Source organism: Ferrimonas marina (genome assembly GCF_900129905.1).
In the GTDB taxonomy this organism is placed as follows: domain Bacteria; phylum Pseudomonadota; class Gammaproteobacteria; order Enterobacterales; family Shewanellaceae; genus Ferrimonas; species Ferrimonas marina.
The window spans coordinates 632,906-649,150 of record NZ_FQXG01000002.1; the positions used below are offsets into that span (position 1 = coordinate 632,906).

General features: G+C 63.2%; 14 protein-coding genes. 6 read left to right on the forward strand and 8 right to left on the reverse strand.

The features are described 5' to 3' along the window. Nucleotides 1–8 precede the first annotated feature (8 nt). Nucleotides 9–371 (forward strand): C40 family peptidase, encoded by a 363-nt coding sequence (locus BUC04_RS06480; protein WP_234977361.1) that lies wholly within the window; start codon nucleotides 9–11, stop codon nucleotides 369–371. 3 nt (nucleotides 372–374) lie between these two features. On the opposite strand, the gene BUC04_RS06485 is transcribed toward BUC04_RS06480, so the two are convergent. Together BUC04_RS06485 and acuI are read right to left on the reverse strand one after the other, a co-directional pair. Beyond that, nucleotides 375–878, reverse strand: coding sequence for a GrpB family protein (locus BUC04_RS06485; protein WP_143165560.1), 504 nt, complete (start codon nucleotides 876–878; stop codon nucleotides 375–377). A gap of 146 nt (nucleotides 879–1,024) precedes the next feature. Further along, nucleotides 1,025–2,005 (reverse strand): acrylyl-CoA reductase (NADPH), encoded by a 981-nt coding sequence (acuI, locus tag BUC04_RS06490; protein WP_067663081.1) that lies wholly within the window; start codon nucleotides 2,003–2,005, stop codon nucleotides 1,025–1,027. Nucleotides 2,006–2,306: 301 nt separating this feature from the next. On the opposite strand from acuI, the gene BUC04_RS06495 reads away from it, so the two are divergent. The 3 genes from BUC04_RS06495 (at nucleotide 2,307) to BUC04_RS06505 (ending at nucleotide 4,768) form a co-directional block, all read left to right on the forward strand. Continuing rightward, a complete protein-coding gene (locus BUC04_RS06495) occupies nucleotides 2,307–2,519 on the forward strand; it encodes a hypothetical protein (protein WP_067663084.1) in 213 nt (70 codons plus the stop codon). 2 nt (nucleotides 2,520–2,521) lie between these two features. Next, entirely contained in the window at nucleotides 2,522–3,730 is a 1,209-nt protein-coding gene (locus BUC04_RS06500) for an MFS transporter (protein WP_067663087.1), read from the forward strand. A gap of 96 nt (nucleotides 3,731–3,826) precedes the next feature. Continuing rightward, nucleotides 3,827–4,768 (forward strand): LysR family transcriptional regulator, encoded by a 942-nt coding sequence (locus BUC04_RS06505; RefSeq protein ID WP_067663091.1) that lies wholly within the window; start codon nucleotides 3,827–3,829, stop codon nucleotides 4,766–4,768. Nucleotides 4,769–4,798: 30 nt separating this feature from the next. Here BUC04_RS06505 and BUC04_RS06510 read toward each other — a convergent pair whose 3' ends face one another. From BUC04_RS06510 to BUC04_RS06530, 5 genes are read right to left on the reverse strand one after another with little or no spacing between them, the layout of a single operon-like run. Beyond that, nucleotides 4,799–5,179: a hypothetical protein gene (locus tag BUC04_RS06510; RefSeq protein ID WP_067663094.1), complete on the reverse strand. Its 381-nt coding sequence runs from the start codon at nucleotides 5,177–5,179 to the stop codon at nucleotides 4,799–4,801. Nucleotides 5,180–5,195: 16 nt separating this feature from the next. Next, a complete protein-coding gene (gene phoU, locus BUC04_RS06515; protein ID WP_067663097.1) occupies nucleotides 5,196–5,903 on the reverse strand; it encodes a phosphate signaling complex protein PhoU in 708 nt (235 codons plus the stop codon). Between the two features lie 16 nt (nucleotides 5,904–5,919). Continuing rightward, the gene (gene pstB, locus BUC04_RS06520; protein ID WP_067663101.1) at nucleotides 5,920–6,738 is read right to left on the reverse strand and encodes a phosphate ABC transporter ATP-binding protein PstB; all 819 of its coding nucleotides are present in this window, start codon (nucleotides 6,736–6,738) and stop codon (nucleotides 5,920–5,922) included. Nucleotides 6,739–6,750: 12 nt separating this feature from the next. Next, nucleotides 6,751–8,400, reverse strand: a complete 1,650-nt coding sequence (pstA, locus tag BUC04_RS06525) for a phosphate ABC transporter permease PstA (protein ID WP_143165561.1) — start codon at nucleotides 8,398–8,400, stop codon at nucleotides 6,751–6,753. 12 nt (nucleotides 8,401–8,412) lie between these two features. Further along, entirely contained in the window at nucleotides 8,413–10,632 is a 2,220-nt protein-coding gene (locus BUC04_RS06530; RefSeq protein WP_067663107.1) for an ABC transporter permease subunit, read from the reverse strand. Between the two features lie 422 nt (nucleotides 10,633–11,054). Here BUC04_RS06530 and ppk1 point away from each other — a divergent pair, with 422 nt between their 5' ends. After that, nucleotides 11,055–13,151: a polyphosphate kinase 1 gene (gene ppk1, locus BUC04_RS06535; protein WP_067663109.1), complete on the forward strand. Its 2,097-nt coding sequence runs from the start codon at nucleotides 11,055–11,057 to the stop codon at nucleotides 13,149–13,151. Between the two features lie 39 nt (nucleotides 13,152–13,190). Beyond that, on the forward strand, nucleotides 13,191–14,702 hold the full coding sequence (locus BUC04_RS06540) for a Ppx/GppA phosphatase family protein (protein WP_067663111.1): 1,512 nt from the start codon (nucleotides 13,191–13,193) through the stop codon (nucleotides 14,700–14,702). On the opposite strand, the gene BUC04_RS06545 is transcribed toward BUC04_RS06540, so the two are convergent. Further along, nucleotides 14,699–16,087 carry a S41 family peptidase gene (locus tag BUC04_RS06545; protein WP_067663113.1) on the reverse strand — a complete coding sequence of 463 codons (1,389 nt, stop codon included), beginning with the start codon at nucleotides 16,085–16,087 and terminating at the stop codon, nucleotides 14,699–14,701. The two genes, BUC04_RS06540 and BUC04_RS06545, sit on opposite strands and share 4 nt — an antisense overlap. Nucleotides 16,088–16,245 lie beyond the last annotated feature (158 nt).

The following is a 16,245-nucleotide window of genomic DNA, read 5'->3' on the forward strand; positions in this document are numbered from 1 at the left end:
AGGCCACGGTGAGCCAGACCCTGCTGAGCCAACATCAACAATGGCAGGGGGTGCCCCACCGCTGGGGTGGCGAGGACCGCCGCGGCCTGGACTGCTCGGCGCTGGTACAACTGACCTACGCCCAGCACTTCGCCCTGGCCCTGCCCCGCACCACCGCGGGCCAGGCACTTGTTGGCCAGGCCATCCCCCGCCAGCAGGTGCAGGCGGGGGATCTGGTGTTCTTCAAGACCGGACCCAGCCAGCGCCATGTGGGCATGATGGTGGATCAGCAGCGCTTCCTGCACGTCTCCAGCAGCAAGGGGGTGATCCTGTCCCAGCTGGACAACCCCTACTGGCGCCGCCACTACTGGCAGATGCGCCGGGTGCTCTAGCCGCTACACTGACTCGCCAAGCTCGGTGCTGACCTCGCCCGCCAGCACCGCTTCGACAAAGCGCCGCTTATGGCTTCGGTACTCGTCCGCAGCCATCCCCTGGCAACGCCATTTCAGCGCGCTGTACTGCTGACACAGCGCCGGTGAGGCGCGCAGGGCATCGCGAAAGCGCAGAAACCCCACCGGATCCCCCGCCACCAACTGCAGCGCGATATCCTCACCGCCCTGGAATTCCAGCATGCACAGGTTCGGTAACCTCAGGGTGTCGGCCTTGATGGCAAAGCCCAGCTGGCATAGGGGCTCGATGGCCGCGGCCAGCGCCGCCTCGTCCGCCAGCGCCACCAGCATGTCCAGATCGCCCTTGGACACCAGTCCCGGTACCGCCGAGGCACCGATATGCTCAACCTGGGCCTGGGGACAGCAGCGCAGGATCTCACCCTTTAGCTGGTCGAAACGGCCATTGGCCCATTCCTGGTACTGCTCTGCGGTAACAAACACCATGCCCATGCGCCAACTCCTTGTTTGAAAAGGCAACCTTGTGCCCGGACGCCCCAGCCTAACCGACAAGCATCAACGAATACAGTAAGTTAGCCATGTAAGGCACAACAAAAAAGGCCACCCTAAGGGTGGCCTTTTTGTGTGTCGCTAACGGCTTACAGGGTGATCACCACCCGGCCGGTAACCTGGCCGCGGGTGATGGCATCGGCGAACTCCGGCACCTGCTCCAGGCTGATCTCCTGGCAGGCCTGCTGGTAGAAGCTCTCGGGCAGCAGGGTGACCAGACGCTGCCAGGCCTGCTGACGCTGCTCGAACGGGCACATCACCGAATCGACCCCCAGCAGGGCCACGTTGCGCAGGATAAAGGGCATCACCGTGGTGGGCAGGTCGAAGCCACCGGCCAGGCCACAGGCCGCCACCGCACCGTTGTAGTGGGTTTGTGCCAGTACGTTGGCCAGCACGGTGCTGCCGACGGTGTCCACCGCCCCGGCCCAGCGCTGCTTGTCCAACGGACGACCCGGCTCGGCCAGTTCGGCACGGTCCACCAGGGTGGTGGCCCCCAGCGCCTTAAGCATCTCACCATTCTCCTCCACCCGACCGGTGAGAGCCTCCACCTGGTAACCGAGCTGCGCCAGCAGGGTGACCGCCACCGAGCCGACACCGCCACTGGCGCCGGTGACCAGGATCGGGCCGCGCTCCGGGGTCAGTCCAGCCCGCTCCAGCGCCTGGACACACAGCATGGCGGTGAGGCCGGCGGTGCCGATCATCATCGCCTGCTTGCCGGACATGCCGTCCGGCAGCGGCACCAGGTGATCCGCCTTAAGCCGGGCCTTTTCCGCCATGCCACCCCAGTGGTTTTCGCCCACGCCCCAGCCGGTCAGTACCACGGCATCGCCGGCCTGGTAGCGGTTATCGCTGGACTCCAGCACCTCGCCGACCAGGTCGATGCCCGGCACCATGGGGAAGTTGCGCACGATCTTGCCCTTGCCGGTGATGGCCAGGCCGTCTTTATAGTTCAGCGAGGAGTGCGCCACCGCGATCAGCACCTCGCCCTCCGGCAGCTGGGCCTCGTCGATGGTCTCGACGCTGGCCAGGGTCTTCTTCTCTTCTTGGTTCAGGATCAGTGCCTTAAACATGGCTGGAACTCCATAGCTGGAAAATGTCTGGGAAACCAATGGGGTGCAGTCTAGTCGCCGGACCAACATGAACCCAGTGATATCTCTTCATAAAAACCATGCGTCATACGCATATGTGAACTCAATCGCCCTCTCACTTAACCACGGTCGAGATCACAACCCCATTCGACCTATGGGTAGGCCCGGTGGGCACGAGTGGGCAGCTCATGCAGATAATTCATGCCTGCTCTGAGCAATACTCATTTGAATCATGAACTCCCTGCCGGTAGGCTTGCCGCTCCCAATTTCCAGGAGCGACGCCGTGTTGTCCCAATCCCTGCCCGCCCAGCTGGCCCGTTGGCTGCTGCTGTTGCTGCTGACCCTGGTGGCGGTACACCACTGCCAGCCGTTGCTGGACGCCCTGGCCCGTGATGCCGTCAGCGCCGGTTGTCACAGTATGGAGCCGGGCCAGGAGCACGCCCAAGAGCACGCCACGGATCATCATCACCATCATCACCACCACGGACACCACTGAGTATGAGCATCTTTCGTTTTCCCCTGTTGGTCTGGATGGGGATCGCCGTCCTGATCGTGAGCCTGGGGATCCGTCAGTCCTTCGGCATCTTTATGCTGCCCATCAGCGACACCTTCGGCGGTGGCCGTGAACTGTTCAGCCTGGCCATCGCCCTGCAAAACCTGCTGTTTGGCGCCTTTCAGCCCTTTGTTGGCATGGCGGCAGATCGCTTTGGTGCCCGCCGGATCATCGGCCTGGGGGCAGTGGCCTACGCCGCCGGTCTGGCCCTGACGGCGGTCACCAGCGACGCCAACATGCTCTACCTCTCCCTCGGGGTGTTGGTGGGCCTGGGCCTGTCCTGCACCAGCTACGTCATCATCCTGGGCGCGGTGGCCAAGGCGGTGCCTGCCGAGCACACCGCCAAGGCCTTTGGCCTGACCACCGCAGCCGGCTCCTTCGGCATGTTCGCGGTGATCCCCGGCGCCCAGTCGCTGCTGAACCAATTTGACTGGCAAACCGCGTTCTGGGTGTTTGCCGCTGCCTGTGCCCTGATGATCGCCTTCTCCGCCTTTATCCGCACTGCGTCCAGCGACAACTCGGCCGATCAGGCTGAGCCGGAGCAGAGCCTCAAGCAGGCGCTGCAGGAGGCCTTTGCCCACAAGGGTTACTGGCTGATCCACGCCGGCTTCTTCGTCTGTGGCTTCCATGTGATGTTCATCGCCACCCACCTGCCCAGCTACCTGGCGGACAAGGGGATGCCCGGCTCTGCCGCTGCCCTGGCCCTGGCCTACGTGGGGATCTTCAACATCTTCGGCTCCTACTTCTGGGGCCTGATGGGAGATCGCTTCGACAAGCGCCACGTGATGGCGGTGCTCTACCTGCTGCGGGCGCTGGTGATCGCCGCCTTCGTGGTGCTGCCGGTGAACGAACACACCGCCACCGCCTTTGGCGCCGCCATCGGCTTCGTCTGGCTGGGGACGGTGCCGCTCACCTCCGGCCTGGTGCGGCAGATCTTCGGTGCCCGCTACCTGTCGACCCTTTATGGCCTGGTGTTCTTTACCCACCAGCTGGGCTCCTTCCTCGGTGCCTGGGTCGGCGGTCGGGTGTTCGACGCCACCGGCAGCTACGAGCCGATCTGGTGGGCCACCGTGGTGCTGGCCACCGCCGCGGCGCTGCTGCACCTGCCGATCAACGCCAAACCTGTGCCACGACTGCAGCCCCAGCCTGCTTGAAGCGGTATAAACCGGCCTGAATCGCCGGGGTGTGGTCCCCCCGCTGCCGTGCTAACGTCAAGGCGGGGGCCAATGGCGGCCCGGCGGGGAGAGACTATGGATCTGGATGCGATCTTTCGAAAGGACCTGAATCTGCTGGTGGCACTGAAGATCCTGCTGGAGGAGGGCAGCGTCAGCGCTGCGGCCGAGCGGCTTAACCTGAGCCAGTCCGCCGCCAGCCGGATCCTGGGGCGGCTACGCAGCCTCACCGGCGACCCGCTGTTTATCCGCCAGGGCCAGCGACTGGTCCCCACCGAGCGGGCACTGCAACTGGGCCAGGCGCTGGGGGAGCCGCTCTCCACCCTGGGGCAACTGCTCACCCCGGACAGCTTTGACCCCGGCCAGTGCCAGCAACGTTTTACCATCGCCGCCACCGACTACGCAGTGCAGACCATCCTGCCCTTCGCCCTGCCCCGCCTGTATGACGCCGCCCCCAACATCGAGCTGGACTTTACCCCGGTTCAACATGATCGCTTGCTGGAACAGCTGACCTCCGGCGGCGGCGATATGGCGATTTGCCGCAAGAACCGCTCGATTGAGCCACTGCAATCGGTGGACCTGGGCCCGGTGGGGGTGTTCTGCCTGCTGGCGCCGGATCACCCGCTGGCGAACGAGCCCCTCACCCTGGAGGGCTACCTGCACTACCCCCATGCCCTGATCGCCATCAGCGACGGGGTTAAGGCGCTGCTGGACGACGCCCTGGCCAGCCATCCGCCGCGCAAACTGGTATTGCGTGCCTATCACCTGCAGACCGCCCTGGCGGTGCTGGACACCCTGCCGCTGATCCTGACGGTGCCGGCAGACCTGGCCTACCTGGTGGCGAAGGAGCATGGCCTGTTGATCCGGCCGCTGCCGTTTGAGTTTCAGCCGTTCCAATACTCGTTGATCTGGCACCCGCGCTGTGAGTTCGCCCCGGCCCAGGCCTGGCTGCGAGGCGAGCTGCAGAGCGCCTGTACTGAGCTGATTAACGATCGGATCCGGGCGATGGGACTGGCGTAAGCAAAAGAGTAAGGCTGAATGAGCCCAGGTTCAGAGGGTCTTGTCAGCAGAGGCCGGAACAGGCGTTGAGGTGGATGCATTCCCCGTTGCAGGAATGGTTGCCGACGATTCGTGATCGGCCGGGTTTTCTCGAGTTACCTGTCGCTGGGCCTGCAGCTGCTCGGCGGTGTGCCGGGCCATCAGGTTGTAGCCCCGACGCTCCAAGGAGGCCAGAAGCTGGATCTCCAGCTCCCTGGCCTGCGCTTGCCCGTCGGGCTGTTGCTGCAGCTGTTGGATCTGCTCCAGCAGGTGGGATTCCATCCGCTTGCGCGGAGGTGGGGCGGAGGATAGAGATTGCTCTGGCTGCGCCGGCTTGAGCCGGGCCAGCCAGTCGCGGATCTTGCTTTCGCTAAGCAGGTCGAACAGCCCCATTACGCCCGCTGTCCGGTTACTTCAGCAGGTCTTCCACCTGGGTCATATCCAGGTGGCGGATGTCCTTGCCCTTGACGTAGTAGATGACGTATTCGCAGATGTTCTGACAGCGGTCACCCACCCGCTCCAGCGACCGGGCCGCCCAGAGCACGTCCAGGATCTCAGGGATGGAGCGAGGGTCCTCCATCATGAAGGTCATCAACTGGCGCACCACCCCTTCGTAGGCGTCATCCAGCTTGACGTCCTCCTTGTGGATCCGCATCGCCGCGTCCACATCCATCCGGGCAAATGCATCCAGCACGTCATGCAGCATCCGCTGGGTCTGACGCCCCATCGCCTCCATCGCCACCAGCATGCCGCGGTGGCGCTTGCCGTGGGATTCCGCCGCCAAACGGGCAATGCGTTCGGCGGAGTCACCGATGCGTTCCAGATCCGTCACCGCCTTGGAGATCGCCAGCACCAGGCGCAGATCCGAGGCCGCCGGCTGGCGCTTGGCGATGATGCGGGTGCACTCCTCGTCGATGGCCACCTCCATGGTGTTGACCTGGCGGTCCCGGGCTACCACCTTGGCCGCCAGCTGTTCGTCACAGCTGGCCATCACCTCCAGCGCCTGGGCCAGCTGCTGCTCCACCAGCCCGCCCATCGCCATCACCTTGTTTCGCACGTCCTCCAGCTCAAGGTTGAACTGGCCGGAGATGTGTTTGCTGATATTGAAGTTGTCCATTGTGCTTATCTCGGTGCTAGCCGTAACGGCCGGTGATGTAGTCTTCGGTCTGTTTCTTGCCGGGCATGGTGAACAGGGTGTTGGTGTCGCTGTATTCGATCAGTGAGCCCAGGTACATAAAGGCGGTGTTGTCCGAGACCCGGGCCGCCTGCTGCATGTTGTGGGTGACGATCACCACGGTGTACTTGCGCTTGAGCTCGGTGATCAGCTCCTCGATGGTGAGGGTGGAGATCGGGTCCAGCGCCGAGGTGGGCTCATCCAGCAGCAACACCCTGGGTTCGATGGCGATGGCCCGGGCGATCACCAGACGCTGCTGCTGACCGCCGGACAGGCCATAGGCGTTATCGCCCAGTCTGTCTTTCACCTCATCCCACAGCGCCGCGGCCTTCAGCGCCTTCTCTGCCGCCTCATCCAGGCGGCGGCGGTCGTTGATCCCCTGCAGGCGCAGGCCGTAGACCACGTTCTCGTACACCGATTTGGGGAAGGGGTTGGGGCGCTGGAACACCATGCCGACGTTGCGCCGCAGTGCCGCCACATCCACCGCCTTATGGTGGATATCGTCCCCCTCGAGCAGGATCTTACCCTCAATACGACAGTCGTCGATCAGGTCATTCATCCGGTTGAGGCAGCGCAGCAGGGTGGACTTGCCACAACCGGAGGGGCCGATAAAGGCGGTCACCTGGTTTTTGGGGATCTTCATGCTGATGTCCGTCAACGCAGCCTTGTCGTCGTAGAACAGGTTCAGCCCCTGGATCTCAAAGGCGGTCTGCTCCGGCGTTAAGGCACTCAAGTCGGGCACATCAGGACGCAAGGTTTGGGTGTCAATCGACAGCATGGTGGCCTCAAATCAATCTTCAAAGTGGCGGAAGCGCTGGCGCAGGTGGTTGCGCACGCCGATGGCGGTCAGGTTCAGGGCGACAATAACGCTGACCAGCAGGAACGAGGTCGCGTACACCAGTGGCCGCGCCGCCTCCACGTTGGGGCTTTGGAAACCCACATCATAAATGTGGAAGCCCAAGTGCATAAATTTACGATCCAGGTGAACAAAGGGGAAGTTGCCGTCCACCGGCAGCTGCGATGCCAGCTTCACTACCCCCACCAGCATCAGCGGCGCCACCTCGCCGGCGGCCCGGGCTACCGCCAGGATAAGCCCGGTCATGATCGCCGGGCTGGCCATCGGCAGCACGATGCGCCACAGGGTCTCCGATTGGGTCGCTCCCAGGGCCAGGCTGCCCTGGCGTACCGATTTGGGGATCCGCGCCAGCCCCTCCTCGGTGGACACGATCACCACCGGCAGGGTCAGGATCGCCAGGGTCAGGGCGGCCCACAGCACGCCGGGGGTACCAAAAGTGGGATTGGGCAGCGCCTCGGCGTAGAACAGCTGGTCGATGCTGCCCCCCAGCATGTAAACGAAGAAGCCCAGGCCAAACACGCCGTAGACGATGGAGGGCACCCCGGCGAGGTTCACCACCGAGATGCGGATAAAGCGGGTCAGGGCGTTGTTCTTGGCGTACTCGTGCAGGTAGACCGCCGCCAGAACGCCGAAGGGGGTGACGATCACCGCCATCAGCATCACCATAAAGACGGTGCCGAAGATGGCCGGGAACACCCCGCCCTCGGTGTTGGCCTCACGGGGATCGTCGCTGACGAAGGCGGCAATGCCCTTGGCCCAGTGCTTCAGCTTCTGGCCCAGCCCCATCCGGTTGGGAAACTGGACCGTCAGTACCTGGTCAAGACGGATCCGCACCCGTTCGCCGTTCATCTCCCGCACCATCAGGTAGTCCCGGGCCGCTTCTTCCCGCAGGTTAAACAGTCGCTGCTCCAACCCCTGGTACTGCTGTTCCAGCTGTTCGCGCTGGGCGGCGATCGCCGCCAGCTGCTCCGGTGTGTCCCGTCCCTGCAGCTCCAGCTTGCGCTGCTGCAGGCGCAGTCGCTCCAGCTGGTGATTGATGCGGCCGATCTCAACCTCTTGCAGCTGAGAGCCTTCCTCACTGAGCAGGTTCGACAAGGCAACTGCCTGGCTTAGCTCGGCCTCCAGGGTGGCCCCCTCGATCACCTGCCCATCCAGTACCAGCTGCTCAAGGTAGCCGTAGAAATTGCCGTTGCGGCGACGCTCGATCACCGCCAGGTCCGCCGGGGTCTGCTCCGACACCACCCAGGGCTGCCAGACCCAGCGAAAATCCAGCGGGACCCGCTCCCGGTTACCGGTTTTGACCAGGAAGCGGGTGACAAACTCACCCTCCACCTCGAAGCTCAGCCCGGCATCCTCGAGCCGCTCCCGCGGCACCGACTCGCGGTCGTAGCGCTCGCCAATCACGGTGCTGAGCTGGCCCTGGTCGTCCATCACCTGCCACTGGTACACCGGTGCCGGCCAGAAGTAGGTCAGGCCGCGGCTGGCGATCAGCAGCAGCAGGCCCAGCACCGCGATCAGCGACAGGCTGACGGCGCCGCCGGTCATCCAGATCCAGGGTGAGCCCGATTTAAACCAATTTCTCACGCAGCACTGTCCCTATAACGACGAGTAACGACGCCGCAGACCCAGACGGATGTATTCGGCGAAGGTGTTAAAGATAAAGGTGAAGACAAACAGCACGAAGGCGGTCAGGAACAGCACCCGGTAATGGGTACTGTCGATGGCCGACTCCGGCATCTCCACCGCAATATTGGCGGCCAGGGTGCGCATCCCCTCGAAGATGTTCCACTCCATCAGTGGGGTATTGCCTGTGGCCATCAGCACGATCATGGTCTCCCCGACGGCACGGCCAAAGCCCATCATCACCGCCGAGAAGATCCCCGGGCTGGCGGTCAGCAGCACCACCCGGGTCAGGGTTTGCCACTGGGTGGCACCCAATGCCAGTGAGCCTGTGACCAGGTGGCGGGGCACCGAGTAGACCGCGTCCTCAGCGATGGAGAAGATGGTGGGGATCACGGCAAAGCCCATCGCCATCCCCACCACCAGGGCGTTGCGCTGGTCGTAGGCGATGCCCAGCTCGTTGGTGACGAAGCCGCGGGCATCGCCATCCATCAACACCAGCTCCAGCCAGGGACTGACAGCCAGACAAGCCCAGCCGGTAAACAGCAACAGCGGAATGAGCAGCAGCTCGCGGTACTGGCCCAGGCGGGAGTGGGACCAACGCTCAGGCAGGCGGTGCCACAGGTAGGCACTGAGCAGCATCACCAGCGGCAGCACGATCAGCAACAACAGGATCCCCGGCAGGGTCTGCTCAACGATGGGAGCCAGCCACAAGCCTGCCAGGAAGCCCAGGATCACCGTTGGCAGCGCTTCCATGATCTCCACCGTGGGCTTCACCATCGCCCGTACCTTGGGCGACATGAAGAAGGCGGTGTAGATCGCCCCGGCCACCGCCAGCGGCACCGCAAACACCATGGCGTACAGCGCCGCCTTAAGGGTGCCAAACACCAGCGGCATCAGGCTGAACTTGGGCTCAAAGTCGTCGGAGCCAGAGGTAGACTGCCAGATGTAGTCGGGCTCGGGATAACCCTCGTACCAGACCTGTTGCCACAGTGCCGACCAGGACACCTCAGGGTGGGGATTGTCCACCGCAAACAGCTTGATGGCCGCACCGCTCTCGACGATAAAACCATTCCCCGCCGGGGCGAAGGCCGCCTGGGCAATGCGGGCGCCGGACAGCTGAATCTGGGCCAAAGAGCGTTCAGAGGTAGTGTGGTAGAGGCTCAGGCCCCCCTCGGCGTCCCCGGCGATAAAGCCCCGGCGGTAATGCTCCGAGGCCAGGGCGGTCACCGGCCGGTCGTGGCGGAATTGCCGGGCCTGATGGTAGCGGCGCTCGCCGTCGATGCGGGACTGAAACCACTGCCCCACCTCGCCGTTGTCGTGGCCGATCAACAAGGAGCTGGCACCGGCCATCAGGGCGATGTCAGTGATGCGGGCACCGGACTGGGCCTCCAGCACCTGGCGCAGCTGCGGGTGGCCGGGCTCGTCGATCTGCCACACCTCCACCCGGTTGTCGGCCCACAGGAACAGCTGACGCTGATCAGGACTGATCAGCATCTCCTGCTGGCCCCGGGGCAACGCGCTGAGGGTGAAGTCCCGGCGCAGCCACTCCACCTCATCAGTGAGAAAGTCGAGCTCCGCCCAGTACTGGGTCAGGGTCAGCGGGCCGTCACTGGGGCCCCATACAAGGGTGGTGGACTCCGCATCCGCCTCAAACACCAGCCGTTCAATCGGCTGGCCCAGTGGCGACAGCGCTAACCGGCTGCTGCCCATGGGATAGACCAGCTTGGGGGTCACAGTACGAACATCATTGGGGTAGCTGACGTCAAATCTGGGCTGGCTGATCAGCACCTCACCGTTATCCAGCCCCAGGGCCAACAGATCACTGGAGAGATGGGCGGAAGCGGCGCTGACGATGCTCGCCCCGTCGGGCATATCCAGCCCCATCGACTGGTGCTCGCCATTGCGCTGGTAAAACTCCACCGTACCCATCTGGGTATAGCGGTAGCCGTACTGGCGCGACTCCTCCACCCCCAGCTTGAGGGTGGCCGCCGGTGACAGCGGCTGAGCCTGGAACAGCGGCTCGAAGCGCGCCCCCTTGAACATGGGGGTCACCACGTAGAGCAGATAAAAGAAGATCAGCAGTAACGCCACCAGCACCATCGACCCACCGATCACGATGCCGGTACGGGCGATCCGATCCTTCCATAGTCGGTGTTGGCTACTTTTAAAGCGATTGGATTCAGCGATTTCCATTGCTCTCCGGTGGGGTTTAGCGGCTGGCGTTACAATTCAAGGGCGCACATTATATGTCGTTTTTATGACACCTCGGTTACAGCGTTCATTTCCCGCCCGCTGAGGCATTCAATCCAGCCTGACATCCTCTCAAGGATCTCAGGGCGACCAAAATACTCGACTGACCAAGTCCCACCACCTAGCTGTCCTGCTCACTGTGACGCCATTTTTATGACAACGTGGTGACAACCGAGGTCGGAGTGATCCAGATCACAACTGAAACCTGGGCATTACGCATAAAATATTGGTTTACTGAGACTTTGCTACGATTTTCGTGGATTGGGTCCATACTCAGTAGCGCGACAACAACACCCTAACTCCTCGCACTCAGCCCGGCATGTCATTTCCATGACATCTTGTTGACCCAGACTGTGGCGCCGCGAATGACGACCGTTCAAAGGATCTTTACCGTGCAGACCGCGTTTCCCTACCTAGAAAAAGAACTCAGCTGGCTCAGCTTTAACGAACGCGTGCTGCAGGAAGCCGCCGACAGCGAAAACCCGGTGATCGAACGAGTTCGCTTTCTCGGCATCTTCTCCAACAACCAGGATGAGTTCTTCCGGGTGCGTGTGGCCGGGGTACGTCGCCGCATCCTGATCGAGGAGTCCCGCGGTGGCGGCGAGGCCTCCCGCACCCTGCTGGCCCAGATCAACCAGAAGGTGCTGGCACTGCAGACCCGCTTCGACGAGATCTATCGTCAGCTGCTGTTGGACCTGGCCCGCCGTAACATCTTCCTGGTCAGCGAGAGTCAGCTGTCCGACTACCATGGCAAGTGGCTGAAGAAACACTTCCGCGACAAGATCCGGCGCCACATCATCCCGGTGCTGCTGGGGCCCGATACCAAGCTGGACCTCTGCCTGGAGGATGGCCTCACCTACCTGGTAGCGGAGCTGCGCAAAGACGACCAGATCCAGTACGCCTTTATCCCGGTGCCCTCGGACAAGACCGCGCGCTTCACCCAGCTGCCAGCGGAGGAGTCCAAGAACCGCAAAACATTGATTCTGCTGGACAACATTATCCGCCACTGCGTGGACGAGCTGTTCAACGGCATCGTCGAGTTCGACAGCGTACGTTGCTACTCGATGAAGCTGACCCGGGACGCCGAGTACGGCCTCTCCAACGAGATTGACCTGAGCCTGCTGGAAAAGATGTCCTCCGGCCTGAAGCAGCGCCTGACCGCGGAGCCGGTGCGGTTGGTGTACGACCGGGAGATGCCGCAAAGCATGTTGGAGATGCTGGTGGAGCAACTGGGCCACACCAACTACGACAGCCTGATGCCCGGCGGCCGTTATCACAACTTCCGCGACTTCATGTCCTTCCCCAACCCGGGCCGCAAGTACCTGGAGAACAGCAAGCTGCCGGCCATCTCCAGCAACCAGTTCACCCGCTACAGCACCGCGTTCGAGGCGATCAGTGCCGGCGACATCCTGCTCAACTACCCCTTCCACAAGTTCGCCCACCTGACCGAGTGGCTGCGCCAAGCCGCCTACGATCCGGCGGTGCGCAGCATCAAGATCAACATCTACCGGGTGGCCAAGGACAGCCAGGTGATCAACGCCCTGACCGAGGCGGTGAAGAACGGCAAGGACGTTACCGTGGTGGTGGAACTGCAGGCCCGTTTCGACGAGGAGGCCAACATCGAGTGGGCCAAACTCCTCACCGATGCCGGGGTGCGGGTCAGCTTCGGTGTGCCGACGCTGAAGATCCACTCCAAGCTGGCACTGATCAGCCGCATCGAGGAGGGCGAGCTGGTGCACTACGCCCACGTCGGCACCGGCAACTTCCACGAGAAGACCGCCAAGATCTACACCGACTACGCCCTGTTCACCCGCCATCCGGAGATCACCAAAGAGGTGGAGATGGTGTTCGACTTCATCGATCACCCCTACCGCCGCTTCAAGTTCCAGCACCTGCTGATCTCGCCGGTGGATAACCGTCGCAAGCTTTATTCGCTGATCGACCGCGAGATCCAGAACCGTCTGGCAGGCAAACCGGCGGGCATCACCCTCAAGGTCAACAACCTGGTGGACTCAGGGCTGATCAAGCGCCTTTATGATGCCTCCCGTAACGGGGTTAAGGTGCGGCTGATCATCCGCGGCATGTGTTCGCTGGTGACCGAGGTGCCCGGGGTGTCCGACAACATCCGCGCCATCTCGGTGGTGGATCGCTTCCTTGAGCACCCCAGGGTGATGGTGTTTGAGAACGGCGGCGACACCCGGGTATTCATCACCAGCGCCGACTGGATGGGCCGCAACATCGACAGCCGCATCGAGGTGGGCTGCCCCATCTACGACCCGAGGCTGAAGCGGGTCATCCTCGATACCCTGGAGATCCAGTGGAACGACACCCAGAAGGCCCGGGTGCTCAACCGGGCCCAGGACAACCCCTATGTGAAGCGGGGCAACCGGCGTAAGTTGCGAAGCCAGCTGGAGATTTACGAATATCTGCTGGAGATGGAACAAGCGCTTTTGGCAAAATAGACCACACTTAGCCCCAGTGTGAACAGCTGCCAAGCGTTTATGAGTATTGAAAAAGCCCGGATCGGTGACACCATCGCCGCCATCGATCTGGGCTCCAACAGCTTCCACCTCGCCATCGCGCGGGTGCTGGAGAACCGGGTGCAGATCCTGCACCGCATCAAGCAGCGGGTCCAGCTCGCCGAAGGGATGGACCGGGCCGGCAACCTGGCAGAAAGCGCCATGGAGCGCGGCCTCGACTGTCTCGCCCAATTCGCACAACACCTTCAATCCAGCCAGATTAATCAAGTCCGTGTGGTGGCCACCTACGCCCTGCGCCGCGCCCCCAATCGCCACAAGTTCGTCAAGCGAGCCAACAAGATCCTGGGCACCCAGATCGACGTGATCCCCGGACGGGAGGAGGCGCGCCTGATCTACCGCGGCGTCGCCCTCAGTCGCGAGCTGGACCAGGGCAACCTGGTGATCGATATCGGCGGTGGCAGCACCGAGCTGATAATCGGCCAGGGCACGGATCCGGTGCTGCTGGAGAGCCTGGACATGGGCTGCGTCAGCTACCAGGACCGCTTTTTTGACGAGGGTAAGCTCAGTGCCAAGCGGTTCCAACGCGCCATCCTGGCAGCCCAGCAGCAGCTTGAGCCCTTGCTGGAGCGCTACCGAAACCAGGGCTGGCAACATGCCATTGGCTGCTCCGGCACCATCAAGGCTCTGACCCTGCTATGCCACGGTGATACCGAGGCCAGTCTGAGCCGGGATGACCTGGAGCAGCTGCGCGAGCGGATCATCGACCAGGGCCTCAGCGGCAAGGGCTTTGAAACCATGAGCGAGGCGCGACTGCGGGTTCTGCCCGCCGGCCTGTCGGTGCTGCTGGCCTGCTTCCGCAGCCTTAAGATTGACCAGCTCCAGTTCTGTGACTCCGCCCTGCGCGAAGGGGTGATCCTGGAGATGAGCGGCGAGCAGGCGCAAAGCTCAGTGTGCGCCGAGACCGTAGCGGCGATGGAGCGACTGCACCATGTGGACACCCACCATGGCCAACAGGTGGCGGCCACCGCCCGGGGCTTGTTCAGTCAGCACCCGGAGCAAAGCCCCGAATGCCTGGCACTGCTGGGCTGGGCGGCCCGGCTGCATGAGGTGGGCCTGTCGCTGAACTTCAAGGGGATGCATCGCCATACCGGCTACATCCTCGGCAACAGCAACCTGCCGGGCTTCACCGTCGAGCAGCAACAGCTGCTGGCCTTCTTGGGACGCTATCAACGCAAGAGGCTGGATGAATGCCAGCCGCTGGTGCTGCAACTGGCTTCAGGCCAGGTGCAGTTGGCGATGCTGTTGTGCCTGCGCCTGTCGGTACTTTGGCACCTGGGCCGGCGCCACGATATCCCGGTACCGCTGCCAACGTGGGCCACACACTCCCTGACCCTGGCGCTGCCTGAGAGCCTGGTGTCGGACCCCTTGCTGCGGGCTGATCTGCTGCAGGAACAGCAGTACCTGGAGGGCCTGGGCTGGCAGCTGGAGCTGCAGGACGAGCAGGGCCAGGTCCTGACACCGCTCGAGCCTTAGAGTCCCGCCTCGTCGGTCGCCGCCAACGCGGCGGCCAGATCCCCATCCGCTTCCCCTGGCATGCTGGCCGCGACCCGGATATCCGGTGCCAGTCCGTCGTTCTCCGCCGTGTCCGGGCCGAAGTAGCCGATCAGTGGCAGGTCCAGCTCCAGTCCACTATTAGGCAGGCGCAGGAACAGGATCTGCCCTCCGTTGATGCCGCGCAGGTTGCCGCCGGTGGTGCGGCCCACCAGGGTCGCCCTGCCCCACTGCTTGAGCTGCTGAGCCAGCAGCAGGGTAGCGGAGCGGTTAGCCCCGTCCACCAGCAGACTGATGCGGCCAGCAAAGCGATTGGGGTTTGGGGTCAGCATTGGGCCCAGGGTCGGAGGCAGGATGTAGTAGCCGTCATCGCCGGGCTCGGCCTGCTGACCCAGCTGGCGCCAATCGTCCTGCCAGCTGGACAGGTGGGGCAACAGGGTATCGGGTACCGAGCTAAAACGCAGGCGCTGCTGCCAGGGCGTCAGCTGCACCGGCTGCTGGATCAGGTAACGCAGCAACACCTCCACCACCTCAGTAGTGCCACCGCCGTTGCCACGGATGTCGAGTACCAGGTGTTCGGCATCGGACTGACTGATCTCGGTAAAGGCCCGGTTTAGAAAGGCACGCCAGTCGAAGTCAAAGTTCCAGGTGGTGAAGCTGGAGAGCCGTAACAGTGCGGTCTGGGGATGGGGAAAGCTCAGCGCCCAAACCTCGGGCTGGGGTGCCAGCTGAGCCTGGCGATCTTCTCGGCTCATCCCCGCCACCGTGACCTGGCGGCCATCGACCAGCTGCAGACGGTACTGCTCGGCACCGAACAGCAGGGGAAAATAGACATCAAAGGGCTCGTAACGACCGTAGCCACTGAGCTCCAGCTGTTGCCAGCGCGCGGCCTGGTTGGCCCCATCCGCCGCCATCAGCGGCAGCAACGCCGACCAGACCACGGTTAACGGCATCTGGTTTATTAGCTGCACCCGGTCGCCCTGCTGTAAGCCACTGTCGGCCAGGGCCAGTTGATCGATCACCATCTGGCCCTGCTGCAGGCGGAAGGTGAAGGGCAGGCTGAGGTGCTGATCAAACAGCTGGGCCTGGACCGCTTCGTCCTGGTTCCAGAAGTTGGGGTAGGTGTGGCCGCACTGCAGCTGTGCACTCCAGCGGGCCAGGGCGAGGAAGGTGTCGGTCTGGCTCGCGCCGCGGGCCAACTCGGAGCGAAGCTGTGACAGGCTGTGGTTAAGCTCCTCCTCGCTGAGGTAGCGATACAGCCCCGGATGAAGCGCCCGAACCGCCTGCTCCAGCAGGTCCACGTCCTTCAGTAGTGCCTCGCCATCCAGCTCCACCGGTGCCGGCGCGGCCCAGGCTGTGAGCGACAACCAAACCACTCCCAACCAACGCCAAGCCACTCTACCCACCATGCCACGCTCCCTGTGCCGGATCCTGCCCGTTGTTTAGCCTAGTGCAGATACGGTGCCAAGGCAGGGCGATGATCACTCCCGGGCGATGGATAACATAGTCGGGGCCAAAAGCAGCG